Origin of the sequence: Spirillospora sp. NPDC048911 (assembly GCF_043198015.1) — a bacterium.
Taxonomy (GTDB): Bacteria; Actinomycetota; Actinomycetes; order Streptosporangiales; family Streptosporangiaceae; genus Spirillospora.
The window spans coordinates 542,696-563,564 of record NZ_JBICUD010000003.1; the positions used below are offsets into that span (position 1 = coordinate 542,696).

At 72.5% G+C, this 20,869-nt stretch carries 21 protein-coding genes; 12 read left to right on the forward strand and 9 right to left on the reverse strand.

From position 1 onward, the window contains the following. Nucleotides 1-134: 134 nt before the first annotated feature. Nucleotides 135-1,619, forward strand: a complete 1,485-nt coding sequence (locus tag ACGFNU_RS16540; protein WP_392594313.1) for a polysaccharide deacetylase family protein — start codon at nt 135-137, stop codon at nt 1,617-1,619. A 63-nt stretch (nt 1,620-1,682) separates the two neighbouring features. Here the strand turns inward: ACGFNU_RS16540 and ACGFNU_RS16545 are convergent, their stop codons facing one another. Beyond that, a complete protein-coding gene (locus tag ACGFNU_RS16545; RefSeq protein ID WP_392594315.1) occupies nt 1,683-2,612 on the reverse strand; it encodes a Ppx/GppA family phosphatase in 930 nt (309 codons plus the stop codon). Between the two features lie 152 nt (nt 2,613-2,764). Here ACGFNU_RS16545 and ACGFNU_RS16550 point away from each other — a divergent pair, with 152 nt between their 5' ends. Beyond that, nucleotides 2,765-3,181, forward strand: coding sequence for a PH domain-containing protein (locus tag ACGFNU_RS16550; protein ID WP_392594317.1), 417 nt, complete (start codon nt 2,765-2,767; stop codon nt 3,179-3,181). Here the strand turns inward: ACGFNU_RS16550 and ACGFNU_RS16555 are convergent. Then, nucleotides 3,165-3,692, reverse strand: a complete 528-nt coding sequence (locus ACGFNU_RS16555; protein WP_392594319.1) for a WYL domain-containing protein — start codon at nt 3,690-3,692, stop codon at nt 3,165-3,167. The two genes, ACGFNU_RS16550 and ACGFNU_RS16555, sit on opposite strands and share 17 nt — an antisense overlap. A 114-nt stretch (nt 3,693-3,806) precedes the next feature. Between ACGFNU_RS16555 and ACGFNU_RS16560 the strand changes: the two genes are divergently transcribed. The 4 genes from ACGFNU_RS16560 (at nt 3,807) to ACGFNU_RS16575 (ending at nt 5,755) form a co-directional block, all read left to right on the forward strand. Then, entirely contained in the window at nt 3,807-4,118 is a 312-nt protein-coding gene (locus ACGFNU_RS16560; RefSeq protein ID WP_392594321.1) for a hypothetical protein, read from the forward strand. A 56-nt stretch (nt 4,119-4,174) separates the two neighbouring features. Beyond that, complete coding sequence (locus ACGFNU_RS16565; protein WP_392594322.1) at nt 4,175-4,456, forward strand: hypothetical protein; 282 nt, start codon at nt 4,175-4,177, stop codon at nt 4,454-4,456. Between the two features lie 64 nt (nt 4,457-4,520). Further along, nucleotides 4,521-5,012, forward strand: coding sequence for a DedA family protein (locus ACGFNU_RS16570; RefSeq protein ID WP_392594324.1), 492 nt, complete (start codon nt 4,521-4,523; stop codon nt 5,010-5,012). Then, complete coding sequence (locus tag ACGFNU_RS16575) at nt 5,012-5,755, forward strand: PIG-L deacetylase family protein (RefSeq protein WP_392594326.1); 744 nt, start codon at nt 5,012-5,014, stop codon at nt 5,753-5,755. Before ACGFNU_RS16570 ends, ACGFNU_RS16575 begins: the two co-directional genes overlap by 1 nt. Here the strand turns inward: ACGFNU_RS16575 and ACGFNU_RS16580 are convergent. Continuing rightward, nucleotides 5,739-6,179 carry a VOC family protein gene (locus ACGFNU_RS16580; protein WP_392594328.1) on the reverse strand — a complete coding sequence of 147 codons (441 nt, stop codon included), beginning with the start codon at nt 6,177-6,179 and terminating at the stop codon, nt 5,739-5,741. The two genes, ACGFNU_RS16575 and ACGFNU_RS16580, sit on opposite strands and share 17 nt — an antisense overlap. Before the next feature lie 76 nt (nt 6,180-6,255). Between ACGFNU_RS16580 and ACGFNU_RS16585 the strand changes: the two genes are divergently transcribed. Then, complete coding sequence (locus ACGFNU_RS16585) at nt 6,256-6,834, forward strand: TetR/AcrR family transcriptional regulator (RefSeq protein ID WP_392594330.1); 579 nt, start codon at nt 6,256-6,258, stop codon at nt 6,832-6,834. Nucleotides 6,835-6,923: 89 nt separating this feature from the next. Here ACGFNU_RS16585 and ACGFNU_RS16590 read toward each other — a convergent pair whose 3' ends face one another. The 5 genes from ACGFNU_RS16590 to ACGFNU_RS16610 all read right to left on the reverse strand — a co-directional run bounded on the left by ACGFNU_RS16590 (nt 6,924) and on the right by ACGFNU_RS16610 (nt 12,645). Then, nucleotides 6,924-7,808 (reverse strand): ribokinase, encoded by an 885-nt coding sequence (locus tag ACGFNU_RS16590; protein WP_392594332.1) that lies wholly within the window; start codon nt 7,806-7,808, stop codon nt 6,924-6,926. Nucleotides 7,809-7,816: 8 nt separating this feature from the next. Beyond that, complete coding sequence (locus ACGFNU_RS16595) at nt 7,817-9,748, reverse strand: substrate-binding domain-containing protein (protein ID WP_392594334.1); 1,932 nt, start codon at nt 9,746-9,748, stop codon at nt 7,817-7,819. A 4-nt stretch (nt 9,749-9,752) separates the two neighbouring features. Further along, nucleotides 9,753-11,336: a sugar ABC transporter ATP-binding protein gene (locus ACGFNU_RS16600; RefSeq protein WP_392594336.1), complete on the reverse strand. Its 1,584-nt coding sequence runs from the start codon at nt 11,334-11,336 to the stop codon at nt 9,753-9,755. Beyond that, nucleotides 11,333-12,376, reverse strand: coding sequence for a LacI family DNA-binding transcriptional regulator (locus ACGFNU_RS16605; RefSeq protein ID WP_392594338.1), 1,044 nt, complete (start codon nt 12,374-12,376; stop codon nt 11,333-11,335). Before ACGFNU_RS16605 ends, ACGFNU_RS16600 begins: the two co-directional genes overlap by 4 nt. Nucleotides 12,377-12,465: 89 nt before the next feature. Then, nucleotides 12,466-12,645: a hypothetical protein gene (locus tag ACGFNU_RS16610; protein ID WP_392594340.1), complete on the reverse strand. Its 180-nt coding sequence runs from the start codon at nt 12,643-12,645 to the stop codon at nt 12,466-12,468. Nucleotides 12,646-12,766: 121 nt separating this feature from the next. Here ACGFNU_RS16610 and ACGFNU_RS16615 point away from each other — a divergent pair, with 121 nt between their 5' ends. Next, nucleotides 12,767-13,831, forward strand: a complete 1,065-nt coding sequence (locus ACGFNU_RS16615; protein WP_392594342.1) for a DUF2293 domain-containing protein — start codon at nt 12,767-12,769, stop codon at nt 13,829-13,831. A gap of 9 nt (nt 13,832-13,840) precedes the next feature. Here the strand turns inward: ACGFNU_RS16615 and ACGFNU_RS16620 are convergent, their stop codons facing one another. Further along, complete coding sequence (locus ACGFNU_RS16620; RefSeq protein ID WP_392594343.1) at nt 13,841-14,986, reverse strand: glycerophosphodiester phosphodiesterase; 1,146 nt, start codon at nt 14,984-14,986, stop codon at nt 13,841-13,843. A 235-nt stretch (nt 14,987-15,221) separates the two neighbouring features. On the opposite strand from ACGFNU_RS16620, the gene ACGFNU_RS16625 reads away from it, so the two are divergent. From ACGFNU_RS16625 to ACGFNU_RS16640, 4 genes are all read left to right on the forward strand, one after another. Next, a complete protein-coding gene (locus ACGFNU_RS16625; protein ID WP_392594345.1) occupies nt 15,222-16,040 on the forward strand; it encodes an SAM-dependent methyltransferase in 819 nt (272 codons plus the stop codon). Between the two features lie 41 nt (nt 16,041-16,081). Then, nucleotides 16,082-16,762: a dual specificity protein phosphatase family protein gene (locus tag ACGFNU_RS16630; RefSeq protein ID WP_392594347.1), complete on the forward strand. Its 681-nt coding sequence runs from the start codon at nt 16,082-16,084 to the stop codon at nt 16,760-16,762. 242 nt (nt 16,763-17,004) lie between these two features. Next, nucleotides 17,005-17,736 (forward strand): BTAD domain-containing putative transcriptional regulator, encoded by a 732-nt coding sequence (locus tag ACGFNU_RS16635; protein WP_392594349.1) that lies wholly within the window; start codon nt 17,005-17,007, stop codon nt 17,734-17,736. Between the two features lie 94 nt (nt 17,737-17,830). Continuing rightward, entirely contained in the window at nt 17,831-20,758 is a 2,928-nt protein-coding gene (locus tag ACGFNU_RS16640; protein WP_392594351.1) for an AAA family ATPase, read from the forward strand. Nucleotides 20,759-20,869: the final 111 nt, after the last annotated feature.

The window sequence follows — 20,869 nt, forward strand, 5'->3', positions numbered from 1 at the left end:
GTCAAGTCCGTCTCGATCCCAGGCAAAACCCTGGGCGGTGGATGTGAATACGCCATTTTGTCGACTCTACGGACATACGCTGACGAATCAGTCACGTCTGGTCAAAATTCGTCACAAGGTCATCGGGGGATGCTTTGCTCACGCCAGGACGGCTGCTCAATCTGGCAACGTCCAGCGCCGGAGTGCTCGTCGTGCTGGCGGGTTGCGCTGGGGCACCCGCGCACCGGACGGCACGTCCGATCGTCGACGTCACCGCCGTCCACACGGTCGATCCGGGATCCGTGCCGGGCCTGTCCACGGTGACGCGGAGCGAGCAGAACGACCGCCGTCACGTCTTCGCCGGTTATCCCAGGATTCCCGGGGCCGAGCCGCTCACCGACGCGCTCGCCAAGGCGGTGGAGGCCCAGGTCCGGCCGTTCGAGGCGGCCACGAAGAGGCCTGGCACGCTGCCCGGCGCGAGCGTGCCCGAGCTCAACGTCCGGTGGTCTCTCGCGGCCGCGTCGGGCGACGTCGTCGGGGTACGGCTGCTCGCGGACCAGTTCCTGGGAGCGTCCGGCGGGGAGTCGCGCCAGACCCTCTGGTACGACGGGTCCGCGCGGGCCGTCCGGCCCTCCGCCGCGCTGATCGACGGCAAGGCCGGGCTGGCCGGGCTCACCGAGGCGGTCCGCGCCCGGCTGGGCACCGAGACCAACCCCTCCCGGGTGCGGGCCGTTCCGGACACCTACTCCTCGATCGCCTTCAACGACGACGGCGACATGGTCGTGGAGTTCAGCGACTACTCGGTCGCCGCCGGCGCCGCCGGCCGGATCGCGGCGGCCCTGCCCCGCGCCACCTACGATCCGCTGCTGTCGGAGTTCGGCCGCCGTGCCCGCGACGCCGCCGTGGCCACCCCGTCCAAGCTCGCCCTCGGCTCGCGGGCGCCCGCGGCCCGCTCGTCCGCGCCTCCCTCCGCCCGTCCGTCCGCGCCACCCTCGACGCGCACGCCCCCACCCGCGCGGACCGACTGCACCAAGGTCAAATGCGTCGCCCTCACGTTCGACGACGGGCCTGGCCCGTACACCGCGCGGCTGCTGGACATGCTGGCCGAACGCAAGGCCCGCGCCACGTTCTTCGTCGTCGGCACCAACGCCGACGCCCACCCCGAACTGCTGCGCCGCGAGGCCGCCGGAGGCCATGAGATCGGCAACCACACGCAAAGCCACCGCGACCTCAGCCGGCTCCCCGCCATGCAGGTGAACTCCGACATCCAGCGCACCGACGAGATCGTCCGGGCGGCGACCGGCAGGGCCCCGACTCTGCTGCGGCCCCCGTACGGCGCGACCAACGCCACGGTCGCCGGGGTGGCGCGGTCGCTCGGGATGCCGCAGATCCTGTGGAACGTCGACACCCGCGACTGGCACGACCACGACGCGCGGATCGTGGCCGATCGCGCCGTGTCGAACGCGCGGCCCGGCGCGATCATCCTGATGCACGACATCCATCGCACCTCGGTCGAGGCGGTCCCGCGGATCCTCGAGCGCCTGCGGGACAAGGGCTACACGTTCGCGGCCGTCTCGGAGCTGCTCGCCGGGCGCACCGTCACCCCCGGCGCCCGTTACCGCGACGGCGGCGACCGCTGACCCGCGTCCACGGCGCCCGTGACCGCGGCGCCCGTGACCGGCGCGAGCCGGCGGGCCCGGACGTCATGTCGTGATCTTGTCGAGGCGGCGGAGGATGACGCCCTCGCGCAGAGCCCAGGGGCACACTTCGAGCTGGTCCAGCCCGAAGAGGTCCATGGCCGCGTCGGCGACGATCGCCCCCGCGGGCAGCTGGCCCGCGCGCCGTTCAGAGACGCCGGGGAGATCGCAGCGTTCCGCCGGGGTGATCTTGGCGAGCTGGTCCGTCCACTCGGTGAGCGCCTCGTGCCGCAGCGTCCGCCGGATGAACGGCCCCTCCGAGGACGGCGCGGCCCCGGCGATGCGGGCGAGCTGCTTGAACGTCTTGGACGTGGCCACCGCGTGGTCGGGCGCCCCGTACCGCACCACCTCCCCGACGTGCCGCGCGATCTCGGCCCGCACGTGGCGGCGCAGCTTGCGCGCCTCGTCGGCGGACGGCGGATCGGAGGTGAACCAGTCGCGGGTGAGCCGCCCCGCGCCGAGCGGCAGCGAGATCGCCACGTCCGGGTCCTCGTCGATGCCGGACGCGATCTCCAGCGAGCCGCCGCCGATGTCGACCACCAGCAGCCGGCCGGACGACCAGCCGAACCAGCGCCGGACGGCCAGAAAGGTCAGCTTGGCCTCGTCCGCCCCCGACAGGACCTTGATGTCGACCTGCGAGCGTTCGCGGATCCGGTCGAGGACCTCCTCGCCGTTGGAGGCGTCGCGCACCGCCGAGGTGGCGAACGCGACGAGGTTCTCCACGCCCTTGTCCTCGGCGATCTGCAGGGCCTCCTCGACGAAGGCCCTCAGCAGCCCCTCACCCTCGGCGGACAGCTTGTCGCCGTCCTCGAGGTGGGCCGCCAGCTTCAGCTCGGCCTTGTGGGAGAACGCCGGCAGCGGGCGCGCCCCCTGGTGCGCGTCCACCACCAGCAGATGCACCGTGTTCGAGCCGACGTCCAGCACTCCCAGTCGCATGGGCATGACGCTACCGAACCGGCGGACCGGAAAATGCCGCCGGACCACACCTAACGTGGACAGATGCCGCCCGCAACCGCCCGACGTGCATGATCATAAAGATCCCCGGCCGGAAGCCACCGATCTTCACCGCCTCGGCTACCGTGGCGGTCGTGGACGAAGAGCGCAGCTGGCGCGTGCCGCCGCCCCAGATCGTGGTGAAGTGCGCCGCGACGGTGGCGCTGGCGGTGCTGGCCGTCCTGTCGATCGACGACCCCCAGCTGCTCTTCCTCGCCGGGATCGCCACGGCCGGCGCCGGCGCCCTCGCCCTGCGCGACCTGCTGGCCCCCGTACGGCTGACGGCGGGCGCCGACGGGCTCACGGTGATCAGCGGATACGCGGGCAAGCGGCACATTCCGTGGTCCGAGGTGACCGCGATCCGGGTGGACGAGCGCCAGCGCCTGCTCATGCGCACCCGCCTGCTGGAGATCGAGACGCCGGACGACCTCCATCTGCTCAGCACCTTCGACCTGGGGGACCACGTCCGGGATGTCGAAGCCGAGCTGCTCAGGCTCAGCGCCCGCGACTGACCTCCCCGCCGTTCGAGCCGTCCCCGCCGGTCGCGGCGTCCTCGGCGCGGCGAACGGCCCCGGCCGCCGCGTCTGCCAGGCGATCGGCGAGGACGGCGATGCGGTCGACCAGCTCCGGTGGTTCGTGCACCTCGAAGCGGAGGCCCGTCAGCGCGACCCAGACGGCGAGTTCGTCGAGGGTGTGGGCACCGCAGCGCAGCGTGCAGGTCCGCTCGTCGATCGGCTCGACCGCGCCCATGGTCGGAGGGATGCGCCCGGCCACGGCCCCGGCAGAGGCGTGGACGGTGAAGACCCCCTGGTAGCGGTACGGGGAGCTGGCGATCGCGCGGGAGGTGTAGGCGGCCACGTCCTCGTCCGGCGGGTCCCGGGGGACGAAGCGCGGGCCGTTCGGCGTGCGGAGCCGCAGCCGGTCCACCCGGTACGTTCGCCAGTCCTCCCGGTCGATGTCCCAGCCGACGAGGTACCAGCGGCGCCCGGAATGGACGAGGCGGTGCGGCTCGGCGGCGCGCACGCTCTCCGCACCGTCGGTGTCGGCTCAGGCCCCGCGCATGATCTTTGGCAGCGGTCCAGGTTTTGGCCGGTGAAGACGGCCCGCCGGTACTAAGTGGCGCTTGTGAAGCTAGTGGTGCAGGTGAAACTGGTGCCGACATCCGAACAGGCGCTGGCGCTGGCGGAGACCCTGGACACGGCCAACATCGCGGCGAATTTGGTGTCGGGGGTGGCGTTTGAGAAGAAGGTGTTCTCCCGTGCCGGGCTACAGAAGCTGCTGTACCGCCAGATAAAGGCGCAAGGGTTGTCGGCGCAGCCTGCCTTGCACGTAATCCGTAAAGTTGCCGACGCTTACACCACGCTGCACGCCCAGGTCGACGCGGGCTTGTTGGGACCGGAGAGCTCCCAGCCGAGCCGCAAGCTCGGCCGTTCACGGCCGAGAAGCTGACGGAGTGGACCGACCCCGCCCGCGAGCCGCCCGAGGACGCCGTCGACCGCGACCAGATGCTCACCGACGTCACGATCTACTGGCTGACCGGAACCGCGGGCTCGTCCGCGCGCCCCTACAAGGAGGGCGCCACCGACTGGGGCCAGCCGGTCGGGCAGTCCGCGCTGTCTCACGGCGTCGCGGTCTTCCCCGGTGATCCCGGCATCCGCCGGCTCGCCGAGCGCGAGCACCGGGTCGTCCACTGGTCGGAGTTCGACCGCGGCGGCCACTTCGCGGCCATGGAGGTCCCGGACCTGCTCGTGGACGACGTCCGGACGTTCTTCCGCCTGGTCCGGTGAGTTAGGTTTACCTAAGCTCGGGGAAGCCGGAGCCGCCGCCGACCGAAACGAGGCCGCCCACGCCATGCCGAAAGATCTCTTTGGGCTGCCGCTGTGGGCGGCGCTCGCCGTCGCGATCCTGATCATCTTCGTCCGGGGCCAGGCGTACTACTGGATCGGCCGCGGGCTCGGCGCCAGGATCCACACCTCCCGGCTGGGCCGCCGCGTCGGCGAGGAGCGGCTGCGCTCGGTGGAGGCCCTGGTCGCGCGCCGGGGCGCCCTCGCCGTCTTCGCCGCCCACTGGGTCGTGGGCCTCCGCCACGCGATCCCGATCTGCGCCGGCGGCATGCGCATGCCGCTCCCCCGCTACCTGCTCGCCACCGTCCTCGGCTCGATCCTGTGGACCTCCATGGTCATGCTCGGCGGCTACGCGCTCGTCTGGGGCTGGCTGGAGATCGCCGCCCGGTCACCGCTGATCGCGGCGGCCGTTGTCGTCGTCCTCGCCCTCCTCGGCGCCTACGCCATCTACCGGCGGCGCCGCGCTCCCGCCGACGACAAGGACGAGGCGCACGTCTGATGGCAGTGATCGTGGCGTTCCACGCCCATCCCGACGACGAGGCGATCCTCACCGGCGGCACGCTCGCCCGCGCCGCCGCCGAGGGGCACCGCGTGGTGATCGTGGTCGCCGCCGACGGGCTCATGGGCCCGCGGCCGCCCCACGAGCCGCCCCGCTTGCGCGAGCTCCGCACCAGCGCCGCCGTCCTCGGCGCGGCACGCGTCGTCCACCTGGGCTACGCCGACAGCGGCCACGGCGCGCTGCTCTATCCCGACCCGCCGGACCGGCCGCGCTTCATGCGCGCCGACCCCCGCGAAGCCGCCGGACGCCTCGCCGCGATCCTCCGCGAGGAGAGGGCCGACCTGCTGCTCAGCTACGACCCCAACGGGGGCTACGGCCACCGCGACCACGTCAGGGTGCACGAGGTCGGGGCGCTCTCCGCCGAACTCACCGGGGTCCGCGTCCTCGAAGCCACCATGCCGCGCGACACCGCCGCCCGGCTGCTCTCCCTGGCACGCCGCCTGCGCATCCCCGTCCGGTACGACCCGGCCGCGCTCGACTCCGCCTTCAGCCAACGAGCCGAGATCACGCACGTCCACGACGTCCGCCGGTTCGCCCGCCGCAAGCAGGTGGCCCTCGCCGCCCACCGGTCACAGCTGAACGGCACCGGCCGGCTGGCTCCTGTCGCGCGGGTCCTCACCCGCCTCCCGGCCCCGGTCTTCGGCCTGCTCTTCGGCCGCGAGTGGTTCATCGAACGTCACTGACCCCGCCGTCGCCGACCACGTAGTTGCCCGCGTACGACGCGGCGGGCGGGATCTCCTTGATCACGTCGATGAGGACGCCGTCGGGGTCGGCGACGATGAAGTGGCGCTGCCCGAACTCCTCGGTCCGGATGCCGAGCTGCGGCTTCAACCCCTCGCCGACGACAAGCCGCTCCCATTCGGCGTCCACGTCCTCGACCTCGAAGTTGAGCAGGAGTCCCTGGACGGGCTTGCGGTAGGCCTCGGGCACGGTCGGGTGGGTGTGGTCGAGCAGCGCCAGCTCGTACGGCCGGTCACCGCCGCGGCGCAGGCTGACGTACCAGTCGGCCTCGAACGTCACCTCGAACCCGAACAGCCGGGTGTAGAAGTCGCGTGACTCGGCGAGCCGGGTGGCGGCGAGGACCGGATAGAAGCTGGTCAACCTCATGGGGATCCCTTTCACATACCGATGGTATGCGACGGTAGGCTATTGACCTACCATCGGTATGTCAATGGGAGCGCGGATGGCGAGCAGGGCGGAGCAACGCGAGCAGACCCGGCGGGTCCTCCTGCGGGAGAGCAGGCATCTGTTCGCGACGAAGGGCTACGCCGCGGTCGGCCTGGCGGAGATCGTCCAAGCGGCGGGGGTCACCAAGGGGGCGCTCTACCACCACTTCGAGAGCAAGACCGAACTCTTCCGGGTCGTCCTGGCCGAGGTCCAGCAGGAGGTCGCCGCCACGGTCGCCGCGACCGCGGACGCGCGGAACGACCTCTGGGACAGCTTCACGGCCGGCTGCCAGGCGTTCCTCACCGCCACCACCGACCCGGACATCCAGCGGATCATGCTCATCGACGGCCCGGCCGTCCTGGGCTGGAACGAGTGGCGCGCCATGGACGAGGCGGGCTCGGCCCGGCACCTGGCCGAGGCCCTCGCCGACCTGATCGAGGCGGGCCTCATCGCCCGCCAGCCCGTAGCCCCGCTCGCCCACTTGCTGTCGGGCGCCATGAACGAGGCAGCCCTGTGGCTCGCGACCGCCCCCGAAGCCCTCGATGACACCCGCACAGCCCTATCGCGCATGCTGGACGCCCTCCGCACCGGCTGAGCCGGACGGATCGGCCGCAGGTGGCGTCTTCGGCACGGCCGAGCCCCGGGGCCATGAGGCTTAGGCGCCCGCAACGCACCCGCTTCGATTCAGGCGGGGAGGTCCTCGTCGGCGGTCGGGTAGGAGCTCTGCGCGCCGGGCTTGCGGACGGCGGCGGCGCCCACCCGGACGGCGAAGCGGGCCGCGTCGGCGAGGGTGTCGCCGCGCGCGAGGCGGAGGCAGAGGGCGGCGGTGAACGCGTCGCCGGCGCCCGTGGTGTCGACCGCCTCGACCTTGGGCGACGGGACGGCGGTGATGCCGTCGGCGTCGGCCGTGAGGGCGCCCTCGGGGCCGAGGGTGATGACGGCGGAGCGGGGGCCCCGGGCCAGGAGCGCTTTGGCCATCGCGGGTGGGTCGTCGTTGGCGTCCAGGAGGAACGCGGCCTCGTGCTCGTTGACCACCAAGGGGTCGCAGAGGGCCAGAAGGTCGTCCGGGACGGCGGCGGCCGGCGACAAATTGAGGACCACCCGGGCGCCGCCCTCGGCGGCGGTGCGGGCGGCGGCCTCGACCGTGGGCAGCGGGATCTCCAGCTGGAACGAGACGACGGCGGCCGAGAGGAGCCCGGGGTCGACGTCGGAGGGTTCCAGGTGGGCGTTGGCGCCGGGCGAGACGATGATGCTGTTGTCGCCGTCCGGGCCGAGGGTGATGAGGGCGACGCCGCTCGGGCCGGGGGTGACCAGGAGATGGCCCAGGTCGACCCCGGCCTCGGCGAGGGCACTGCGAAGCAGGTCGCCGTGGCCGTCGTCCCCGATGCGGGCGAGGATGGCGGTCCGGGCCCCGAGGCGGGCGGCGGCGACGGCCTGGTTGGCGCCCTTGCCGCCCGGATAGGTGGCGAGGTCGGAGCCGAGGACCGTCTCTCCCGGGGAGGGGCGCCGGTCGACGCCGACCACCAGGTCCGCGTTGACCGACCCCACGACGACTACTTCGTGCGTCACCTGATCTCCTAGGAGGCGAACTCGGACGCGTTCGCCTTGGTCGCGACCTTCACCGGCACGGCATAGGTTGACCCGATCTTGTCACCCTTGGCGGCCTTGATGGCGCTCTGCACCGCGATCTGCCCGAGAAGCCGGGGCTGCTGGGCGATGGACGCGGTCATCGTGCCGGCCTGGACCGCCTTGATCCCGTCCGGAGTGCCGTCGAAGCCGACGACCTTGACCTGGCCGCCTGACTTGCCGCCCAGCGCCTTGACCGCGCCGAGAGCCATCTCGTCGTTCTCGGCGAAGACTCCGGTGACGCCGGGGTGCGACTGCAGGAGGTTGGTCATGACGTCCAGCCCCTTGGTCCGGTCGAAGTCGGCGGGCTGCTTGGCCACGACCTTGACGCCGGGAAAGGCCTTGATGCCTTCTGCGAAGCCCTGGCCCCGCTCACGGGAGGCCGACGTGCCCGCCTGGCCCTGGATCCAGGCGACCTCGCCCTTGCCGCCCATGGCCTCGGCGAGGGTCTTGGCCGCGTCCCTGCCTCCGGCGACATTGTCGGACGCGACGAGCTGGGCGATGGTGGCGTTGTTCACGGCGCGGTCGGCCGCGATCACCGGGATGTCCGCCTTGTTGGCCGCCTTGACGGCGGGCGAGGCGGCGTCGGAGTCGACCGGGTTGACGATGATCGCCTTCATGCCCTGAGTGGTGAAGTTCTGCAGCTGGTTGGCCTGCTGGGAGGCGTCGTTCTGCGCGTCGCCCACGGTGAGGTCGACGCCCTGCCGCTTGGCCTCGGCCTCGGCGCCCTGGCGGAGCTGCACGAAGAACGGGTTGTTGAGCGTCGAGACCGACAGGCCGATCTTGGTGTCGCCGCCCGTGCCCGAGCCGGTGCCGTTGACCGCGACGGCGATCGCCAGCGCGGCGACGGCCGCGACCACGACGCCGCCGCCGGCGTAGAGGGTGCGCGGGCTGAACGAGGTGCCCCGGCGGCGCAGGGTGTCGAGGAGCACGGCAAGCGCGATGACGACACCGATCACGACCTGCTGCCAGAACGCGTTGACCGACAGCAGGTTGAGGCCGTTGCGAAGCACCGCGAGGATGAGCGCGCCGACGAGGGTGCCGAACGCCTTGCCCTTGCCGCCCGACAGGCTGGCGCCGCCGATGACGACGGCGGCGATGGCGTCCAGCTCGTAGCCGGAGGCCGCCTGCGGCTGGGCGGAGGAGAGACGGGCGGCGAGCACGACGCCCGCGACGGCGGCGAACGCGCCGGACAGGCCGTAGGTGACGAGCTTCTGCCGGGAGATCTTGATCCCGGACAGCCGCGCGGCCTCCTCGTTCCCGCCGATGGCGTACATCGCCCGGCCGCTGTAGGTGCGGGCCAGGACGAGCGCGGTCAGCAGCCCCATCACCGCCATGACGATGACCGGGACGGGCAGGTACGAGCCGATCGTGTCGCCCAGATGGGTCACCGCGCCCGGCACCGCGATCGGGCTGCCCTCGGAGATGACCAGCGCCAGGCCCCGCGCCACGCCGAGCATCGCGAGCGTGGCGATGAACGGCGGCAGCTTGCCGTACGTGATGAGTGCGCCGTTGACCAGGCCCGCGGCGATGCCGACGGCGATGGCGATGACGAGCGCGATCGGCCACGGCACGCCGTGGTCGGTGGCAGTCCAGGCCAGCACGACGGCGGAGAGCGCCGCCACGGCGCCGACCGACAGGTCGATGCCGCCGGTGACGATGACGAACGTGACGCCGAACGCGAGGATGGCGACCACGGCCGCCTGCACCCCGACGTTCAGCAGGTTGTCGACGGTCAGGAAGTCGCCGGACAGCAAGGCCAGGGCCACCACCAGGATGACCAGGCCCGCCAGCGCCCCGTTCTCGCCCAGCAGCCGCGCGGCGGTCTGCCTCGACCCGCCGTTCCGCGAAGAAGGCTGCTCGCGCAGCGTGTCAGTACCCACCCGATCAGTGGACATCGGTTCCCTCCACCGCGGCCGTGCCGCCGTTCACGTCGCCGCTCGTCGCGTCGCCGTTCCCTGCGCCGGTGACGGCGAGCGCCATCACCGCGTCCTGTGTCGCCTCGCCGGCCGGCAGCTCGCCGGCCAGCCGCCCGCGCGCCATCACCAGCACCCGGTCGCTCATGCCCAGCACCTCGGGGAGGTCGCTGGAGATCATGAGGACCGCGTGCCCGGAGGCGGTGAGCCTGTTGATGAGCTGGTAGATCTCGACCTTGGCGCCGACGTCGATGCCGCGGGTCGGCTCGTCGAGGATCAGCACCTTGGCGTCGGCGAGCAGCCACTTGCCGATCACGATCTTCTGCTGGTTGCCGCCGGACAGCGTGCGCGCCTCCTGGCGCAGCCCGCTCATCCGCACGTTCAGCTTCCCGGCGATCTCCTCGGCCGCCCGGTGCTGCCCGGCGCGGTCGACGAACCCGCCGCGGGTGGCGCGGCCGAGGGTGACCAGGCCGAGGTTCTCCCGCACGTCGGCGCCGAGCACGAGGCCCTGGCCCTTGCGATCTTCGGGGACCAGGCCGATCCCGGCCTCCATCGCCGCGTGCACGTCGCCGCCGCGCAGTGCCTCGCCGCCGACCAGGACGTCGCCGCCGTCGTACCGGTCCGCGCCGAAGATCGCGCGGGCGACCTCGGTGCGGCCCGCGCCGACCAGCCCGGCGAGGCCCACGACCTCGCCCGCCCGGACCTCGAACGAGACGTCGGCGAAGGCGCCCTTGCGGGTGAGCCCGCGCACCTGGAGCAGGGGTTTCCCCGCCTCGGCGGGCTCGCGCGGATACTGCTGCTCGATCGAGCGCCCGACCATCAGCCGGACGAGCTCGTCGTGCGGGGTGTCCGCGGGCACCTCCGCGACGGACCTGCCGTCGCGCAGCACCGTCACCCGGTCGCCGATGCGCGGAATCTCCTCCAGGTGGTGGGTGATGAAGATGATCGCCACGCCCTGCTCGCGCAACTGGCGGACGATCGCGAAGAGCCTGTCGACCTCGCTCGTGGTGAGCACGGCGGTGGGCTCGTCCATGATGAGCACCCGCGCCTCCTGGCCGAGCGCCTTGGCGATCTCGACCATCTGCGCGCGGGCGATGCCGAGGTCGCCCATCCGCTGCCGCGGGTCGGCGTCGACGCCGACCCGGTCGAGCATCGCGCGGGCCCGCTCGGCCATCGCGCGCTTGTCGACGAGGCCGAAGCGGCGCGGCGGGCGGCCGAGGAACAGGTTCTCGGCGACCGTCAGCTCCGGCACCAGGTTGAACTCCTGGTAGATGGTCGCGATGCCGAGATCCTGCGCGTCCTGCGCCGAACGGATCCCGGTCTCCCTCCCGTCCACCACGATGCGCCCGGCGTCGGGCTGGTACGCGCCGGAGAGCGACTTGATGAGGGTGCTCTTCCCGGCCCCGTTCTCGCCGAGCAGCACATGGACTTCGCCGGGCCGCAGGTCGAAGTCGACCCCGTCCAGCGCGACCACGCCGGGGAAGGCCTTGCGCAGGCCGTGCACCCGCAGGATCTCGCCGGCCGTATCGCCCGGCGCTCCGGATTCCGCTGTCATTCCGGACCGCTCCCTTCCATCGAGTCGTTCTCTCCGCATGACCGGCGCACCACCAGCCGTGCCGACAGCACCACCGGCTCCACCGGGCCGCCGCCGACGCGCTCGACCAGCCCGCGGACCGCCCGGCGGCCGAGGTCCTGGACGGGCTGCGCGATGGCCGTGATCGGCGGATCGACGTGCCTGAACCACGGGAGGTCGTCGTAGGAGGCCAGCGCGACGTCGCCCGGGACCGCCAGGCCCCGCGCCCGGATCTCGTCGAGTGCGCCGAGGGCCATCAGGTTGTCGCCGGCGAAGATGACCTCGGGCGGCTCGGGGAGGTCGAGCAACCGCGCCGCGCTGGCCCGGCCGCTCGCCGCCTGGAAGTCGCCCGCCTCCAGGTACTCGTCCCGGACGGGCAGCCCGTGCTCGGCGAGGGCGGCGGCGAACGCGGCCGTGCGCTCGCGCCCCGTGGACAGGAACGCCGGGCCCGAGATGAACGCGATCCGCCGGTGCCCGAGGCGCCGCAGATGGCCGACGAGCTCGCCGATGGCCGCCGTCCCGTCCGCGCGCACGGTGGGCACGTCCAGGCCGGGCAGCGTCCGGTCGAGGAAGACCAGGGGCTTGCCGTCGCGCACCAGGTCCCGGACGAGCGGGGTGATCTCGGCGGTCGGGCAGAGCAGCAGCCCGTCCACGCGCTGCTCCAGCAGCGTGCGGACGTAGTGGTCCTGGCGGTCGGGGCGCTCGTCGGCGTTGCCGATCACGACCGAGTAGCCGAGTCCGCGCGCCTCGTCCTCCACGGCCCGGGCCAGCTCGGTGAAGAACGGGTTGAGGATGTCCCCGATGATCAGGCCGATGGTCCGGGTGGCGTCGGTGCGCAGCGACCGGGCCACGGCGTTGGGCCGGTAGCCGAGCTCCGCCACGGCCGCCAGGACGCGCTCCCGCGTCTCGGGCGTGACGGGCGCGCTGTCGTTGAGGACGCGGGACACCGTGGCGACCGAGACGCCCGCCAGCCGGGCGACGTCCTTGACGCTCGCCATGCCCGCCACCTCCCGCGATGTCATGTGAACTACCGTGTAAACGATTACATCGTGCTCTGTGTAAACGTTTACACGCATCTCGCTCATCCCGCAAGTGCCGGCCGTCCGCGATCTCAGCGGGCGGAGAGCGTGGAGAGATCGACGACGTCCCCCAGCGCCTCGACGGACGCGTAGTAGCCGCGCCCCACAAGCCCGCCCTCGTCCGTCACCAGGAACGCGCTCGTCACCTCGGCCGGAATCCCCGCGAAGTCGGCCCACACCCGATGCGCGCCCACCAGACGCACGCCGGTCACCCGTAAGGCCCCCGGTCCCGCCCAGCAACGCGACTCCCCCCGATCACTCTCCATAAGATCAAAGTTACGTTCCGTGACAATGCCACTACGACGTCACCCCCACCCGGTAGCGTGTGCGGGCGTGAGGGAGGTCCATGAATCACGGCTTGCGCGACGGGTGACGGACGCGGCCGAGGCACTCCTCGAGCAGTCGAAGTCCGTGGCGCCGGTCGACGTCTTCCTCGGCATCGGATGGCTGCGGCGGCCCCGCGTCGACGAGTGGCGCCAGGGCAGGCTCGACCATCTCGAAGCGGCCCTCTCCGTCCGCCCCGACAAGATCTCGACCGCTCTCCAGGCCCTGCGCGCCTGGGCCGAGCGCAACGGCCTGGAAGCGAGCGAGACGGCCTACATCGCCGCGACCCGCGACCGCAGGCCCCTGCGTTTCACCGCGTCCGGCGATGAGGCCGCCGAACGCGCCTACCGCACCCACTGGATCTCAGCCGGCCTCTCCCCCGCCCAGCGCGAACGGCTCACCGCCAAGGAGAACAAGGTCCCGGACCTGGTGGCGATCCTGCCGCTCAAGGAGTGGACCTGCGCGGGCTGTCACGGCACCGGCGAGTTCCTCGTCATGGAGGATTCCGAACCGCACTGCCTCACCTGTGCCGACATGGACCACCTGGTCTTCCTCCCCTCCGGCGACGCCGCGCTGAGCCGCCGCGCCAAGAAGGAGAGCGGGCTGTCGGCTCTGGTGATGCGGTTCAACCGGCGGCGCAAGCGCTACGAGCGGCGCGGCGTCCTCATCGAGGAGGCGGCGCTCGAACGCGCCGAAGAGCAGTGCCTGGCCGACGAGGACGCGCGCGCCCGCCGCCGCGACCGCGACCGGGAGCGGCGCGAACGGCTGGACGTGACCTTCCAGGGCCAGATGGCCGCCGAGATCCTGCGGCTCTTCCCGGGGTGCCCGGCCGGGCGCGCCGACGAGATCGCCCGGCACGCGGCGGTCCGCGGCAGCGGCCGCGTCGGCCGGTCGGCGGCGGGCCGTGCCCTGGACGAGAACGCGGTCACCCTCGCCGTGGTCGCCTCCATACGCCACCTCGACACCGACTACGACGAACAACTGATGTCGGGCGTCCCGCGCCAGGACGCCCGCGCCGCCATCCGCACGACCGTCGACACGGTCCTCGACGGATGGCGGCGACCGCCCGGCTGAGCCGAGCCGCTAGCCGCGGGAGCCGAGGAACTCGGTGCGGGCGACGATGGCGGTGTCGGGGTTGTCGCTGAAGAGGGCGTCGATGCCCGTGCGGTAGAAGAGGTCGTACTCCTTGAGGGCCTGGCCGTAGTCGCTCTTCACCGTGCCGTTCCGCAGGTCGGTCGGCAGGAAGTCGTTCTCGTTGCGGAAGGTGTACGGGCAGACCTTGAGGCGGGCGGCGTGCGCGTCCTTGACGAGTGACGACGGGGTGCCGAGGGAGCCGTCCGCCTTGCGCGGGATGACGAGGTTCTTCTCCGGCCCGATCCAGTCGGCGTACGTGCGGACCTGCTTGAGCCCGGCCGGGGTGATCATCTGCGCGAAGGTCGGGCCGGTGCCGTTGGCGATGGTGTCGTAGGGAGCGCCCGTGGCCGAGATCGCCTGGAGCGCGGGGACGCGCAGCGACTTCGTGAGCATCTGGAGGCTGGTCGGCTCGAACGACTGGACGATGGCGCGGCCGTCCCGGTGGTCGAGACCGTTGCGCTTCAACGTCCGGATGACCGCGGGTTCGAGCGGCAGCCCGATCGAGCGGAAGTACGTCGGGTGCTTGGTCTCGGGGAAGATGCCCACGCGGCGGTCGTTCTTGCGGCTCAGGCGCTTGGCCAGGTCGATGACCTCCTGGAGGGTCGGCACCTGGTAGCGGCCGTTGTAGAGGGTGTTCTCCTGCCGGATGTCGGGCAGCCGTTCCGCCGCGCGCAGCGTCTTGAGCTCGGCGAGCGTGAAGTCCTCGGTGAACCAGCCGGTGACCTTCGCCCCGTCGATGGTCTTGGTGGTCCTGCGGCCCGTGAACTCGGGGTGCTTGGCGACGTCGGTCGTGCCGCTGATCTCGTTCTCGTGCCGGGCCACGAGCTGGCCGTCCTTGGTCGGCACCAGGTCGGGCTCGATGTAGTCGGCGCCCAGCCGCACCGCGAGCTCGTACGAGGCGAGCGTGTGCTCGGGCCGGTAGCCGGAGGCACCCCGGTGGCCGACGACGAGCGGCCCGCGCGCGGCGGCCGCGTTCCCCGCCGGAGCCGCCTCGGCGGACCCCACGACCGCGAGCATCGGCAGCAGCATCGCGCCCGCCGCCAGCAGGGCGGCCTTGGCGCGGACCCTCCCTCTCAGGGCTGTCACGGCGACCATCTCGGCTCCTCTCCCGCGGCGCTCCCCCGGACGACCGTCGCCGGGCGGATCACCGCCGCCCGGAACGTATCCGGCGGCGGGTACCCGGGCCAGGGCCTGACCGATGACGGCCCGGCCAACCTTGATCGTCTTCTCGGTGAACGGCGCCGCCACCGCCGCGCACGGGGGCTGATCGTTTCTGCCACAATTCCTCGCAAAAAGGGCACAATGACGGGGCGAGGACGGGGAGGAAGAGGTGAGCGGACCGCGGAGTTTCGACCAGCGGAGTTTCGACCAGCGGAGCTTCGACGCGAACGTGCCGAACGCGGCGCGGATGTACGACTACTGGCTCGGCGGGAAGAACAACTTCGCCGCCGACCGCGACGCCGCCGAGCAGATCGTCAAGATCACGCATGGCTGGATCCGCCACGACGCCCACCTCAACCGCGCCTTCCTCGGCCGCGCCGTCCGCACCATCGCCGCGAGCGGCGTCCGGCAGTTCATCGACCTCGGCTCCGGGCTGCCCACGCAGGAGAACGTGCACGAGGTGGCCAAGCGGGCCGATCCCGCCGCGCGGGTCGTCTACGTCGACTACGACCCGATCGTCACCGCGCACGGTCAGGCCCTGCTCGCCGGAGCGGACGGCGTCGGCTTCGTGCAGGCCGACATCCGCAAGCCCGAACTGATCCTCGACGACCCGGCCGTCCACCGGCTCATCGACTTCGAGCAGCCCGTGGGCCTGCTCGCCGTGGCCGTGCTCCACTTCGTCTCCGACGAGGAGGATCCGTACGGCATCCTCGCCGCGTTCCTGCGCCGGCTGGTCCCCGGCAGCCATCTGGCCGTCTCGCACCTGGAGAAGGACTCCTACCCGAAGATCATCGACCGGGCGCAGGAGGTCTACCGCCGGGTCAGCACGGGCTTCACGGTGCGCGACCGCGACGAGCTCACCCGCATGTTCGAGGGCTTCGAGCTGCTGGAGCCCGGCCTCACCCATCCGGCGAAGTGGCGGCCCGACGACCAGATCGAGACCGCCGAGACGTTCGCCCGCCTCGTCGGCGTCGGCGTGCTGCGCTGACTCAGCCGAGGCATCGCGCGGGCGGGGTTATTGTCGGTTCCGTGCCGATCCCACGCCCGCGTCCGCCGAGACCGCGCGCGCTCGGCTGGTTCCTGCTCGCCGGCGTGACGGGATACGCGCTCGCGTGGATCGTCGTCAGCCTCACCATTCTCGCGATGAGCACCTCCGCCCGGTCCGCCGAACGCGCCCAGCGCGCGCCGGCCGGCGTCCCCGGGATCCACAACTTCGCGCACGTCGATTCCCACCTCTGGCGCGGTGCCGCCCCGACCGCCGAGGGCTACCGCCGCCTCGCCGACCTCGGCGTGCACACGGTCGTCGACCTGCGCGCGGAAAATCTGGCTCCGGCTGCCCTGCGGCTTCCGGTGGACGCCGGGCTGACGGTCGTGCGGCTGCCCATGCGCGACGGGCAGGCGCCCGCCCCCGGCCAGGTCGAGCGGTTCCTCGCGACGGTCAAGGCGGCGCGGGGCCCGGTGTTCGTGCACTGCGGCGCGGGCGTCGGCCGGACCGGCACGATGTCCGCCGCCTACCTCGTCCGCACCGGCCAGGCGGACGCGGCGGAGGCGACGGCGCGCAGCCTGGCGGTGGGCCCGCCGACCCTCGAGCAGGTCGCCTTCATGCGGGGCCTGACCGGCGACCGCGTCGCCCGTCCCCCGGCGGCCGTGGTGGCGCTCAGCCGGGTCGCCGACTCCCCTCGCCGATCCTGGGCCCGCCTGGGTTTCTGACCCCTCGAATTCCGGCAGCGAAAACCAGGGATAGACGCCATCCCATAACCGCGCCGCCTCCCCGGCGCCCGCGATCCTCACCCCGTTCATGCCGTTCACCTGCGACGGAAGGCCCGCGAGCCACCCTCCTCGTAGGTGTCTCCCGCTAATCGGGGTCGGCCACGATGCGTGCTCGTCCGCCCCGCCGACATCCTCGTCTCCGTTGGCAGTCATCGAGTCTCGGTTCCAGCGGGGAGACACAGTTGAAGGAGCACGCATCACCATCACCGGCGGTCGTCGGGCTGCTCCCGGAGTTCGGGTGCTATCTGAACGACGCGCACGTGGCCCTGCCTCACACGCCGGGCAGGCTTCTGATCCGGCTCGCGCTCGGCGGTGAGACGTCCCGGAAGGCCATCGCGGCGAGCCTCTGGCCGGACACCGAGCCCTTCCAGGCGGCCAAGCGGCTGAGCCAGGCGCTCTGGCGGATCCGCGACAGGACCGGCGACCTCCTGCTCATCTCCCAGGCGGACCGTTTGCGCCTGGCCGAGGACGTCTCGGTGGACTACTGGGCCGCCAAGGCGATCGCGCACTCCATCCTCAAGGGCGTCAGCCGGCCCGTCGACCCCGATCCCGTGGTGGTGCGGATGCTCGGCACCGAACTGCTGCGCGGGAGGGACGACGACGGCATCGACCGCGAACGCGAACGGTGGGACCGCCTCCGGACGCTGGCCCTGGAGAGGATGGCGGCCGAACTCCTCCGGCGCGGCGAGCCGGACAAGACCATCGAGATCGCCCTCCTCGCGTCGGAGGTCGACGAACTCGCGGAGGGGCCGCATCTGCTGGTGGCGTCCGCGCACCTCACCCGCGGCGACACGATCGGCGCGCGCCGCGTCTACCGGCGCTACACCACGATGGTGCGGCGCGAGCTGCAGGTCGACCCGAGCGCCGCGTTCCGCGACCTGATCTCGCTGGGAGGGGACGTGCGAACCCGCTGAGAACGGGCGTATGGATGTCGCCACCGTTCCATGGAAAGATGCGGAACCGCCGAAGCACCGATCTTGTTCGCGCATCCGGAACGGAAGAGGTGACATGGCGCCGCCTGCCGCCACGACGCCCCCGCAGCCGCCTCCCCTGGTCGGACGGCACGACGTGCTCCAGGTGTTCGATCAGACCCTGGACTCCTGGCGGGACGGCGGGTTCCGGCATCTGACGCTCGTCGGGGAACCCGGGATGGGCAAGACCCGGCTGCTGAAGGAGCTCCAGCGGGCCGCCCGGGCACGGGGCCTGCCGACCCTGGCGGGACGGGCGGCGCAATTCGAGCAGGACACGCCGTTCGGCCTGGTGATCGACGCCCTCGACGACCTGATCGAGGGGGCGGACGCGGACCTCGGCGCGGACCTCGACGCGGATCTGCGCCGGCTGCTGTCGCCGGTCTTCCCCGTCCTGGCGCCCGATCCGGCGGCGGCGCGATCGGAGGGGGCGCGGATCGAGGATCTGTCGGGGCTCGCGCGGCACCATCTGCACAAGGCGATGCGGAAGCTGCTGGACCTCATCGCGGGCCCCGCGGGCCTGGTGCTCCTCCTCGACGACGTCCACTGGGCCGATGAGCCGTCCGTCGACCTCCTGGACTACCTCGTCCGGCACCCTCCGCGCTCGAAGGTCCTGCTCGCGATGGCCTACCGGCCCGCGCAGGCCGCGCCCCGGCTGATGACGATCACCGGCGGGCGCCGGATCCCGGTCCGGCCGCTGACCGAGACCGAGGCCGCGGAGGTCGTCGGCCCGCGGGTCGAGGGGGCGCGCAGCCGTGAGCTCTTCCGGGCCAGCGGCGGCAACCCGTTCTATCTGGAGGCCCTCGCCCAGCTGGACGAGGCGACGACCGCCGCCCCCGGCGGGGACGGCGGCTCGATGCCGGACCTGCCGCTCGCCGTGCGCGCGGCGCTCCAGGCCGACTTCGCCGGCCTGACCCCCGCGGCGCTCACGGCGGCCCGCGCGGCGGCGGTGGCCGCGGGCGAGTTCGGCGCCCAGGTCGTGGCGGTGGCCATGGGAGCGTCCGAGGACGAGGCGCTGGCCGCCCTGGACGAGCTGGCCGCGCGCGACATCATCCGGCTCACCGCGCCCACGCGCTTCCAGTTCCGGCATCCGCTCGTCCGGCAGGCCGCCTACGAGTCGGCGCCCGCCGGCTGGAGACTCGGCGTCCACGCGCGCCTCGCCGGATATCTGGCCGAGTCGGGCGCGCCGGCGACAGCGCGGGCACGGCATGTCGAACGTTCCGCCCGCGACGGCGACCAGGCCGCCATCACCACCCTGATCAAGGCCGCCCGCGCCGTCTCCACCCACGCGCCCAGCACCGCCGCGCACTGGCTGAAGGCGGCGCTCGGGCTGATGCCGGAGAGCCCGGAAGGATCCGCCGGGGAGATCGGCGGGCAGGACGCGGTCCCGTCGCGGAGCGAGCTCCTCTTCGAGCTTCTCCAGGTCCAAGCGGTCAGCGGGCAGGCGGAGGAGGGCACCGTCACCGCGCGAGCGCTGCTCCGGATCCTCCCCGTCCACGATCACGTCCGCCGCGCCAAGGCGGTCCAGCTGTGCGGGGTCATGCAGCGGCAGCTCGGCAGGCACCCGCACGCGCGGGCGCTCGTCCGCGAGGAGCTGGACCGGATCTCGGACCCGAAGACGGCGGCGGCCGCGATGCTGAACCTCCGGCGGACCGCCGACCTGCTGCAGCGCCTGGACATCGTGGGCGCGCAGGCCGCGCTCGACCAGATCCCGGACGACGCGCCCGGCCGGGACCCGGGCCTGGAGATCGCGATCGCGGCCATGCGCCCGCTGGTCGCCTACGGCGAGGGACACGTCCTCGACGCCCTCCGGCAGGTCGACCTGGTCGGCGCGCTCTTCGACCGGACCTCGGACGATCAGCTGGCCCGGTACATGGACTCCCTGGTCTGGCTCGGCTGGACCGAGGTGCTGCTGGGCAGGTACGACGCCGCGCTCCGGCACCTCGAACGGCTCACGACGATCACGCGGGTGACGGGACAGAGCTACATCCTCGCCTACCTCCTCTCGGCCCAGGCGAGACTGTTCGTGCTGCGCGGGCAGCTCTCGGACGCGGTGACCCCCGCTGAGGAGGCCGCGGAGATCGCCCGCCTCCTCAGGTCGCGCGAGAGCCTCACCTACGCGCTCACGCAGCAGTGCCTGCTGGCGAGCTACGAGGGCGACCACGACCAGGCCCTCGCGCTGGGCGAGCAGGCCGTGGACAACGATCCCGGCGTGGGCGAGTGGGGCGGCAGCATGGCCCGCTTCGCGCTCGCCGCGGCGCTGGTCGGGGCCGGGCGGCTGGACGAGGGCGCGGCGGCGATCCGCGAGATCTGGAGCGACGACACCGCCTCGCGGCTCGACCCCGGCACCCAGGTCTCCTGCGCCGAGCGGATGGTCTACGTCCAGGGTTCGCTCGGACGATCCGAGGAGGCCCTGCGCTGGGCGAGCCTCGCCGAGGCGATCGCCCATCCCGATCTCGCGGGCGAGACCGGGCTCGCCCGGCTCGGCCGCGCGCACGCGCAGCGCCTGGCCGATCCCGGTGCGGCGGCGCGGTCGGCGGCGGACGCGGCGGAGCTGCTCCTGGCGGCCGGACGCAAGCCCGAGGCCGGGCAGGCGGAGCTGACCGCCGGGCTCGCCCACAGCGAGGCCGGCCAGCGCGACGCCGCCCGGCGGCGGCTGCAGGCGGCGAGGGAGATCTTCGAAGAGTGCTCGATGCGCGGCCTGCACGCCCAGGCCGTCCGCGAGCAGCGCCGCCTCGGCGTCTACGTGCCGGCGGCGACGAGCCGTTCGGGGGGCGGCCACGGGCTGTCCCGCCGGGAGCTGGAGGTGGCGACGCTGGCCGTCGCGGGCGATTCCAACCAGGAGATCGCGGAGAAGCTCTTCATCAGCGTCCGCACCGTGGAGACGCACATGTCCCACATCTTCGCCAAGCTGGGCGTCACCTCCCGCGTCGGCGTGGCCACCGCGCTGGCCGACGCCGCGCGCTGAACACGCGCTGAACGCGCGAGACGGATGAGACGGGGGGAATGTCGGGGTTTCCCACGATGCGACACCTGGAGGCAGCACGAAGGATCGAGGTGACACCGTGTAGCGACAGGA